Source organism: Carnobacterium sp. (assembly GCF_049673005.1).
GTDB lineage: Bacteria > Bacillota > Bacilli > Lactobacillales > Carnobacteriaceae > Carnobacterium_A.
In genome coordinates this window covers 1-10,957 of record NZ_JBATXB010000117.1, presented here as the reverse complement: position 1 = coordinate 10,957, position 10,957 = coordinate 1, and the positions used below count along the sequence as shown (strand labels likewise).

Below are 10,957 nucleotides of genomic sequence, written 5' to 3'. Positions count from 1 at the left end.
ATCAGTCTTATTGGATTAGTAACCCTGGAGATGCACAGTACAATACGTGGCAAGAGCGTTCAAGCTCTAGTTCATTGGATGAGCATATGAGTGACTATCAGACTCAGTATCAATATGGCATAACACTTAATTACAACAATGGTGTTAACGGGGGTAGTGCATTCTTTATTCACGTAAACGGTAAAGGAGCAACAGCGGGTTGTATTTCAGTCTCTCAATCAGACATGCTTTATCTGATGCAACGAATTAGAGAAGGCGCTTATATTATCAACGTCACTAGCCAATCAGAATTAGTGAATTATTAACATCATCTTTCATTCCAACTACAAAATAAGACTTAGGTTCCCTTAAAGGGTTCCATAAGTCTTATTTTTTCTATTTTATTAACTAAGGATCACATTTTAACGGTTATTTGACTTCCTTCTGATGTTTTCGTTACGTCAATATGGACTGGAATACGCATCTTTAGTTCTTCAACATGAGAAATAATTCCAACTAATCGACCTCTTTGATTCAATTCAAATAAGGTTTCAATTGCAATATATAGAGAATCAGAATCCAATGTTCCAAAACCCTCATCAATAAATAATGTATCCACACTCACCCCACCACTATGATTTTGAATAACATCACTTAAACCCAATGCTAATGCTAGAGACGCTTTAAAACTTTCGCCACCAGAAAGAGTTCTCACACTTCTTGTTTTACCTGTGTAATTATCAAATACATCCAAATCTAATCCTTTCGCTCCTGCTCCCTTTACCTTCTCTTCTCTCTTTAATAAAGAATAGCGATTATTGGTCATTTGTGTAAAACGAAGATTCGCTGCCTGAATAATTTCTTCAAAATAGATAGCCAACACATAGCGCTCAAAGGAAATATAATCTGTTTCTTTTGATCCATTAGCTAATTCGGATAACTCGCTATATAAACTGCATTTTTCTAACTGCATTTGCTTAGCTTCATAATTCTTTTTAATTTCTGCGTAAGCAGATTCATGCTTATTGTTTATTCCAATCAGTTCTTTGTATAGTGTATTTAGCTCATTTAATTTATTTTCATACGTTGCAATTCCTTCTTGATACTCTTCGATTGTGTACGGCTGTTTTATAAAAGCGACCTTTTCTTTTTTCTCAGTATACTTTTCTTGATTAACCCAAACTTTTTTATCGTAGTCCGTAACTTCTAAACCTAAGTCATAAATTTGTTCTTCTGACAATAGATAATCCTCAAAATGGTCATCAAACCCTACTAGTTGTAATTGGTTTTCGTATTCTATCGAAGCTATTTCATAACGTTTGATACTCATTTCAAGCTGCGCTTCATACGAATCAATTTTTGTTTTAAACTGTGTTTCTTCTTTTTCTAATTCAATTTTTTTCTCGTGATTTTTTTTGTGTTCACTTTCTATTTGTTCTATTTCATCTGCTAATCTTTTTAGTTTTTCTTGTACTTGGTTTAAGTTCCCATACTTGATCAAATTTTGTTCTTCTTTAATTTCTCCTCTTACCTCTTGTATTCTTTTTGTCGTATTTTGAAAAGTAGAACGCAATTCTTGTATTTCTGATTCGAGTTGTTTTTCTTGTTTCTGTTCTGCTTCTATTTTTTGGTTGATCGCTTCTTCTTGTTCAACTAAATAGTCCAACTCATTTTTCTCTTTTACTACTATTCTTTTATTTTCTTGCATTATTGCCTGTTGCTCTAGTAATTGAGTTGACTTTTCTGACGCTCTTTCTGCATCTATTTGAAGAGTCTGCTCGTATTTTTTAATCTGTTCATTTAAATAAGAAAGAGCATTCGCTAACAGCGAGTATTCTTGGTAACTTTTATTTTTTTCTGTTTCTATTTTCTCTAATTCTTTTTTAGATATAGCCTCTTTAGAAAGTATCGCGGGCAAAGGATGAACTTTTGATCCACAAACCAAACAAGGTTTATCTTCCTCTAATTCATTAGCTAGTACACCTGCGATGTTACGATTATAAAGGAGCCGTTGATGCTGATAGTCTTTTTGAATACTCTCGAATTGAGTATCTGCTATCTTAAATAACTCTACTTTCTTTTTTTTGTCTACTATCAATTGACTGAACTCATCAAATAGAGTGATTTTTATCTTATTATCTGCTAGTTTTTCATTTAATTTAACGATATCTGTTTGGACACTCATTGATTTAATTCTAGCTTGGATTATTTCTGCTGATCGTTGTTTATTCTGCTCCAAATTCCCTTTTTGTTTCTCTAACAAGAGGAGACTCTTCTCACTAGCTGATTGCACTTTTTTAATTTCTTCTTCTAACTGACTTATCTTCATTTCTTTTATTTTAATGGTTTTAATCGTTTGCTCTTCTTGTTTTAGTTCTACAATTTTGTTTCTTTTTTCTGGTAAATCATCATAATTTTTTTCAGTTAAGTCTAATCTTTTTTTATTTTCTAGCAAAGCCCTTTTTATTTCCGATAAAAATTCCTTACTAGTATCTAACTCTTTTTTTAATCGCTTATTTTCATTGATTGTTTTTTCTTTATCTATTTTATAACCAACTAATTTTTGAGCTTTTTCATTTTCAATTAATTTTTGACGTTTATTATCTATTTCCGATTTCAATTGAACTAATTGATTTCTAGCTTTTTTTAGTTGTTCTAACTCAGTCAAATCTTTTATATGTTCTTGATTCTGTTGTATTTTATCTCTAAAAAGCACCATTTCTTCAGAATAGTTTTGAATCCTACTATTGGCATCTTGAATAGAGTTGTCTAATTCAACTAGTAATTCTTTAATGTCCATAAATTCTATTGCTTCTTTTAAAACCTGATTCTCTTGCGGGAAAATTACTCCTACAAATTGCTCCATTATCTTATCACTTTGTTCTACCTCTAATTTCAATCGGCGGGCTTCTTCTTTCAAACTATTTTGAAAAGTATTAATTGTATCCGTTTGGAAAATATTCCGAAAAATCTTTTCTTTATCGGAACTATTAGACTCCAACATTTTTTTGAATTCTCCCTGAGGCAACATCACTATCTGTTTAAATTGTTCATAAGATAATGAAAGTAATTCTTTAATCTCTTGATTCGCTTCAACTATTTTAGTGGTTACATTTTTACCATAAATAAATTCTACTTCCGGGGAATGTTTTTTTATCTTATGTTTCCCAGGACCCATTTGAGCTGGTGAACGCTTGATGTAATACTGTTTACCTGCTAATTCAAAAGTCAACTCAACATAGCAAAGATCTTCGTCTGTTGCAAACTGAGATTTGAAAGAATCTTTTCCTCGACTTGTTCCACTAGCTTCATCATATAAAGCATACGCAATCGCGTCAAAAATAGTCGTCTTACCTGCACCTGTTGGACCACTTACCAAAAAAAGAGTTTTTTGATTGAATTGAGTAAAATCAATATCAACTTTTCCTTTGTAGGGACCGAAAGCATTTAGAGTTAATTTTAGTGGTCTCATTTATTCTTGTCCTCCTATTTTGTGCAATGTACTTTCAACTATTTCTTTACGATTAGCAGGCAATTCTTTTTGTTTGAATTGTTTATAAAAGTCACTAAACAATTCCTCTAAAGGCCTTTCTTTAAGACTCTTTTGAGTGTGCTTTTTATAAATATTTGTGTCTTCTTTTTTTTGTGCATATTCCAATCCCATCGCATTTGGGAATCTTCTGCGCAATTGATTCATGGCATCCATGACTAGCCCTTCATCTTCTAATTCAAAGAAAACATAATCATCAGACTTTTGAGACATCAACTCTTCAAATAATCCTTTAATTATACGCATATCATGTAAAGGTTTTAAATAAATTGGTTCAATGTCTACTTTCCCTTTCTCCAAAGTTACTAGTGAGACTTGTTTCTTTTGAATCGTTTCTGATTTAGAATACTTCAAAATAGACCCACTATACCGAATTCTATCGTGCTTTACCTTTTGTGGCTTGTGTAAGTGTCCTAGTGCAACATAGTCAAAGTCTTCAAACAATTCTACATTAACGTACTCTGCTGTTCCAATACTTAAAGGACGCTCTGAATCGCTCGTATCACGCTTATCGTCAGATATATTGATCACAAATCCGTGAGCGATAATAATATTTGTTTCTTCTTTATTCATTGTCTCTTTAATTTTATTTAGTTGAGCTCTCGTTGCATCTTCTAAGTTTTTTATGGAGTCATCTTTTAATAATTCCCGAATGTACACATGATCTGCAAATGGCAATAAATAAAAATTAGTCCCTTGAATCGTAACTTTTCTTGTCTCTTCTTTAACGGTTCCTTCTATATAAAGGTTGCTTGATTCAAATAAGCTTGCACCATATTCCACACGTTCATTGCTATCATGGTTTCCTGCAATCATAAATACAGGTATTTTTACTTCATGAATCAATCTTGTTAATACCGAATTCACTAGTGAAACAGCTTCCTTAGGTGGGAAAGCTCGATCGTATAAGTCACCCGCCATAATCAGTACATCAACTTCTAGACTTTTTAACTTTTCTATGAGTTGATTCAAAAAATATTCTTGATCTTCTAACATAGAAACTTCATTAACGATTTTTCCAATATGCCAATCTGCCGTATGTAATATGCGCATTTATCTCGACCCCTTATCCAGTTTGCTATCTTCTAGTTTTTAATGGTTTCATTTCTTTAGTCTACCATTTTTCCTTAACATTCAACAGTTCTGATGTAAACTGAATGGTAGGTTTTATACTTTTATTCTTTTTCTTCAATGAACACTTTATGAACTTTCTATTTTCTTATAAAACGAACGTTTTCTTTTCTTTAAAAATGGTATACTATCTGCATAATATAAAATGGGAGGGTTTACAATGTCTAAATTAGTTTTAGGTTTAGATATCGGTGTTTCCAGTGTTGGTTGGGGAATCATTGATGAAGAAACTGGAGAAATTCAAAACGCTGGTGTTCGCTTATTTGAAGAAGCGAATAGAAATGCTAATGAAGATCGCCGAAATTTCCGCAGTGCAAGACGATTAAAAAGAAGAAGAAAACATCGGTTAGAAAGAACGAAAACATTGTTAGTAGAAAATAACTTCTCTTGCAACTCTATTCAAGACTACAATCCGTATGAGGCAAGATGCAACGCTCTTTATGAACAAGTAACGAAAGAGGAACTAGCCGCTGCACTGTATCATTTAGTTAAACGTCGCGGGACAACATTGGATACGCCACAAGAAGATGAAAAAACAAGTGGCAGTGAATTATCTACTAAAGAACAATTAAAAAAGAATGCAAAAAAATTAGAAGACCGTTACATTTGTGAAATTCAATTAGATAAAATAAAAAATGGTGAAGTCGTACGTGATCATACGAACCGCTTTAAGACAACTGATTATATCAAAGAAGCTAGCGCTATTCTAGAAAAACAACAAGCCTTTCACCCTGAAATTACTGATAGCTTCAAAGAATCTTACTTAGCTTTAGTTAACAGTCGCCGGATGTATTATGATGGTCCTGGTTCTGAGCAGTCCCCCACCCCGTATGGGCAATATTATATTGGTGAAGATGGAAAAATCCAACATGAAACAATGATTAATAAAATGCGCGGACGTTGTACCTATTATCCAGAAGAATTGCGTATCGCTAAAATGTCTTATACAGCTGATTTATACAATCTGCTAAATGATTTGAATAATTTATGGTATGCAAATGATAAAAAAGAAAAAGTCAGTCTTTTATCAGTAAACGATAAACAGTATCTGATTGAGACGTTCATAAAAAACGGGAAAAAAATTACATTAAATGGGATTGCAAAGTACCTGACTATTCCTGAAGAAGACTTAAAGGGTGCTCGCATTGATTTAAAAACAAATAAACCGATTTTCACTGATTTTATTGGGTTTAAGAAATTAAGGAAATTAGTAGAATCTATTTCTACTGTTCCCGCTGATTTTTTTGATAATCCCGCTGTTTTAGATGAAATAGCCGATATTCTAACTGCAGAAAAAAGCTTAACTCGTCGAGAAGAACAGCTAACAGACTTATTTCAATTGATCTACCATGACAGCTTGCCAGAAGTAACGGCTGCTTTAATTAATGATACAACCTTTAAGGAATACCATGCTCTTTCAAAAAAAGCGATACAACTAATCTTGCCTGAGCTATGGGAAACCAATAAAAACCAAATGCAAATTTTCTCAGAACGAGGACTAGGAAAAAGCCGTCTTGAGCAGTTACAAAATGGCACTAAAATCCAATTCGATGATGAAGCTATTCTAAGTACTGTCGCAAAACGAGCTCATCGTGAAGCGATTAAAATCACTAACGCTGTACGAGAACAATACGGCGAACTTGCCTATGTTGTCGTTGAAATGGCTCGCGAAAAAAATAGCGATGAAGAAAGACTGAACTATAGTAATTTCCAAAGGAACCAAGGAAAATTCGAGAAAAAGATTTGTGATTTACTTGAAGTGAAGAATTTAAAAGACTTGTATTTAAATGGTAAGCAGCATTTAGCGTTTAAATTATGGGATGCTCAAGATGGAAAATGTGTGTATTCTGGAAAATCTATCGCTCTTTCTGATATTGTTCATGATTTTAACCGTTTTGAAATTGATCATATTATTCCGCTTTCTTATTCTTTTGATGATAGCCAGCAAAATAAAGTACTCGTTTACCATGCAGAAAATCAATTAAAAGGACAATTAACGCCTTTCCAATATTTCCAAAGTGGTAAAGCGACACGCTCTTTTGATGAATTCAAAGCTGATTGTTTAAGTTTATTTAGATCTCGTCGAATTAGCGATAAAAAATTAGGCTACTTATTAGAACAACGAGATGTCCAACACGATGAGGAAGTCCAAAAAGACTTTATTAATCGGAATTTAGTTGATACACAGTATGCCATGAGAAGTTTTTCTAGCTCGCTTCGCACTTTTTATCGAAATAACGCTATTCCAACAGGTGTCTTATCGATTCGTGGAAGCTTCACTGCTGCATTGAGAAAAAGAACAAAAATGCGTAAAGATCGTGATGCTGGTCATTTTCATCATGCCATTGATGCCTTAATCGTTGCCGGTGTTGGTCGAATGCCGTTATTTAAGCAACTCAAACAAACAACTTTTACTATTGAAGGTGTGGCTGTTGATACAGAAACTGGTGAATTAATCAATGCTACTCAAGTTTTTGACAACAACTCACTTAAATTTGTTAGCTCATTAAGAAATTACCAGGACAAGATTAAGTATTCACATAAAGTTGATCGTAAACCTAATCGAACCATGTCTAATCAAACCATCTACTCTACTCGCGAAAAAGATGATGAAACATACGTTGTCGGGAAAGTAAAAAATATTTATCAGTTGGATAAGAAAGCTTATGAAGCATTAAAGAAAAAAATTGATGCTAATCCTGATAACTTTTTAATGGCACAGCATGACCCTAACACTTGGAAATTACTTTTAAAAGTCATAGATGCTCATAGTCACGCTGACAATCCTTTCCAAGATTTTTATAAAGAACACGGCTTTATTTTGAAAGATGATAAAGTACCAGTTAAAAGCTTGAAGTATCTAGATAAAAAATTGGGTATTCATGTGAATATTTCGGATAAGTATAAAAGTCCTCATAATGATATTGTTTTATTAAGTAGAAAAAGTATTCGTGTGGATATTTACATGAATGAAGAAGGAACATACAAGTACCTTGGAGTTCCTTATAATTGGTTTAGAAAAATAGATGGAATTTATACTCTTGATATGAATCTATATAATGGAGAAAATGGTCGCAATGCTCCTTACAAAAATATCGATGATAGCTATAAATTTCAATTTAGTTTATATAAAAATGATACTATTTCTTATGATAAGCTAGAAAATAGTGAAGATGAGATCACGAAAGAAAAAATTAAAAAAATCGTTCATTATGAAAAGTTGTTTAGAGGCGATGCTAATCCAAGACAAAATAAAATTGAAATTGAGGATATAACTTTAAAAACAAAAAATCAGCAAATGCCTGCTATTACTCCTTTAAAAAATATTATTAAATATAATATTGATATTCTTGGCAATAAATATCCAATTAATCTAGAAATATTTAGTCCTTATTTAAATGAATGATATAAAAGAAAAAATTCTAATAAAGGGTTTACAAAATATATAAACCTTGTTATAATAAGGGTGTCTTCGACGGAAGACTTCCTTATACCAAAGGGTCGCGAGGACCTACCAAAATAAGGCTTTATGCCGAAATCGCCCCATTTATGGGGCTTTTTTTGTACATAAATCTGGAAAAAGGAGTGATAAAAATGAGCTGGCGTGTTGTCTATATTGAAAAATCTGATTATTTAAGGTTGTATCTTGATAATTTAAAGGTTATTCGAGAAGATACAGAAATTTTGATACCGCTTACTGATATTCATACAATTATTGTCGATAACCAGCAAACCGTTGTAACTGCTCGCTTACTAAATAAATTAGCAGATTACCATATTCTCTTAATTTTCTGTGATGAAAAACACTTACCCAATATTTATGCTCTTTCTCCTCATAGTCATCACCAGTCTTCTAGAGTTCTGGAAAGGCAAGCTAAATGGTCTCCTGAAATGAAAGGCTTGATGTGGCAAAAAATTATTCAAATAAAAATCAATAATCAAGCTTCTGTATTAACTTATTTGAAAAAAAATTCAACTTCAATTGAGACATTGCATCATTATTCTGATCAAGTAAATTTCTCAGATGATTCAAATCGCGAAGGTCATGCAGCTAAACTATATTTTAAAACCTTATTTGGAAATTCCTTTACTAGAGATAGAGACAGCTTTGACGGAATTAACTCTGGTTTAAATTATGGTTATATTGTCCTTCGTTCAACCGTTGCTAGAACAATTGTGGCTTCAGGTTTACAACCTTCTTTTGGTATTGGACATTACAACCAATACAATGCTTTTAATCTAGCTGATGATCTTATTGAACCCTTTCGTCCTGTCATTGATTTATGGATTAGCATTATGTGTCAAGAAGATACTTATTTAGACTTAAAAACCAAACAAAAAATTGTTCACTTAATTAGCAATAATAAACTATTGATTGGCAATCAAAAACAAACTATTTTAAATGCGATTGAAATACTTGTTCAATCTTTTATTAAAGGAATGAACGAGAATAATACCGAACTGTTGGTTTACCCTGCCAATGGCGTCTCCTTATAAAATTATGCGCTTGATATTATTTTTTGATTTGCCAATGAACACAAAAAGCGAAAGACGAACATATTCTAGATTCAGAAAATACTTAATTAATAACGGGTTTACAATGGTTCAATTTTCAGTCTACGCAAAAATTTTCCCAAACCGATCAAGTTTAGATAATTATATGATGGGATTAAGAAATAACCTCCCAAAACATGGCTCTATTCGAGCTATGGCTGTGACTGAAAAACAATACAGCAATATGTTTTTGCTTGTCGGTGATAAAACCATTACTGAAAAAGCTATTACTGAAGATCCGATGGTGATTTTATGAAAGAATGGCATATTAAAGACTCTGTACAAGTAACTTCTTTCTTAGTTGATAAAGTTACTATTTTAAAAGGTGAGCAAAAAGAATGGTATCAATTAGTAGAATATTTTAGTGATTACTTCAGCTATAAAGGTGTAGAAATAAACCTTTTTGAAAACCAAACATTGATTCCAAGAAGAGACTTTCTATTCCAAATTTTTTCTCCAAATGATTCAACAAAATTTATTAGTTTAGAGAAAGTTTTAATTCGACAGGAAAAAGAATTTTTGACTAATCTTGAATTTTCTCCATTTTATAAACAATTAGTTGAAAGCTGGGAGGAATTGATTGAAGAAGTTGATTTTTTAAATACCCAACAAAAAACAAACGTAACTCACTACACTTTGTTGCCTTTCGATAAAAAATGGATTCAAACTAGCTTATCTTTTTCAAAAAAAAATTCTGCTCAACTATCTCATTATGAAAAGTTAATTCTTCAAATTAATGTATTAGAAGAATCAATAAGTGATAAAAAATTAATTATCTATATACAGTTTCCTGAAGTTGTGCTTTCAGATAAGGAATTAGAAAATTTTATTTATTACCTTCAACAGTCTACTAATGGGATTCTCTATTTTATTCAAACAGAAAATCCTTCTCTTTTTCCTACCAATATTGTTTACAAAGAGAAAATAAGAAATAAAACTACTTGTTATGCTGTTAAAAAGCATTTAATCTCAAAAATTCCTTCTAGTTGGTCTGAAGAAATATTTCAAGATGCTTGTAATTGGTATATGGTACTTGTGGATAAGTACGCACAAGAAACCGTTCTTTTATCTTTAAAAGCTGTGGATAACTTGTCTATTTTTATCTATGTTTACTCACTTTTTATTCTTACCAGTACTCCTGTAATAGTTGATCTAACTGCAATTACAGCTAATATAAAAGAATATTTTGAAAATCTAATACAAGATAAGGTATAATAAAATTGGCATTTTGGTACTCTCGCATCTTTTGGTATAAGGAAACTAGGTATCAGGTTATTATTAGTGTACGTTTTATTTTGGTACTCTCGCATCTTTTGGTATAAGGAAACACGAAAGCACTATATTTTCGCATTATCTATATTTTGGTACTCTCGCATCTTTTGGTATAAGGAAACTAGCTATGCTTTGAATATCGATAACCCTGGATTTTGGTACTCTCGCATCTTTTGGTATAAGGAAACTGAAGCTAGTCAAGCAACTGATTCGATGTCATTTTGGTACTCTCGCATCTTTTGGTATAAGGAAACTAACTCAGCTTCTTCTTTTGTTAGATTTGATTTTGGTACTCTCGCATCTTTTGGTATAAGGAAACCTATACAGATGCTGATGCAATTGGCTATGATTTTGGTACTCTCGCATCTTTTGGTATAAGGAAACTTGATTCCACTTGATGCAATTCTTAAGCAAATTTTGGTACTCTCGCATCTTTTGGTATAAGGAAACAAAAACGAGCGCACTCAAAGA

At 32.2% G+C, this 10,957-nt stretch carries 7 protein-coding genes and 1 CRISPR repeat array; of the genes, 5 read left to right on the top strand and 2 right to left on the bottom strand.

Annotation, left to right across the window (positions count from 1 at the left end):
• The coding region (locus WBF61_RS08970) for a L,D-transpeptidase family protein (RefSeq protein WP_424255802.1) at window positions 1-305 on the top strand (305 nt) is incomplete at its 5' end.
• Window positions 306-394: 89 nt separating this feature from the next.
• Here the strand turns inward: WBF61_RS08970 and WBF61_RS08965 are convergent.
• Complete coding sequence (locus WBF61_RS08965) at window positions 395-3,451, bottom strand: AAA family ATPase (protein WP_424255800.1); 3,057 nt, start codon at window positions 3,449-3,451, stop codon at window positions 395-397.
• Window positions 3,452-4,582 carry an exonuclease SbcCD subunit D gene (locus WBF61_RS08960; RefSeq protein WP_424255799.1) on the bottom strand — a complete coding sequence of 377 codons (1,131 nt, stop codon included), beginning with the start codon at window positions 4,580-4,582 and terminating at the stop codon, window positions 3,452-3,454.
• Window positions 4,583-4,820: 238 nt separating this feature from the next.
• Here WBF61_RS08960 and cas9 point away from each other — a divergent pair, with 238 nt between their 5' ends.
• From cas9 to WBF61_RS08940, 4 genes are all read left to right on the top strand, one after another.
• Entirely contained in the window at window positions 4,821-8,066 is a 3,246-nt protein-coding gene (cas9, locus tag WBF61_RS08955; RefSeq protein WP_424255797.1) for a type II CRISPR RNA-guided endonuclease Cas9, read from the top strand.
• 188 nt (window positions 8,067-8,254) lie between these two features.
• Window positions 8,255-9,157, top strand: a complete 903-nt coding sequence (cas1, locus tag WBF61_RS08950) for a type II CRISPR-associated endonuclease Cas1 (protein WP_424255795.1) — start codon at window positions 8,255-8,257, stop codon at window positions 9,155-9,157.
• Window positions 9,141-9,470: a CRISPR-associated endonuclease Cas2 gene (gene cas2, locus WBF61_RS08945; protein ID WP_424255794.1), complete on the top strand. Its 330-nt coding sequence runs from the start codon at window positions 9,141-9,143 to the stop codon at window positions 9,468-9,470. The genes cas1 and cas2 overlap by 17 nt, the downstream gene beginning before the upstream one ends.
• Window positions 9,467-10,429, top strand: a complete 963-nt coding sequence (locus WBF61_RS08940) for a hypothetical protein (protein ID WP_424255792.1) — start codon at window positions 9,467-9,469, stop codon at window positions 10,427-10,429. Before cas2 ends, WBF61_RS08940 begins: the two co-directional genes overlap by 4 nt.
• 10 nt (window positions 10,430-10,439) lie before the next feature.
• Window positions 10,440-10,936: a CRISPR direct-repeat array (repeat unit 36 nt; unit sequence ATTTTGGTACTCTCGCATCTTTTGGTATAAGGAAAC).
• Window positions 10,937-10,957: the final 21 nt, after the last annotated feature.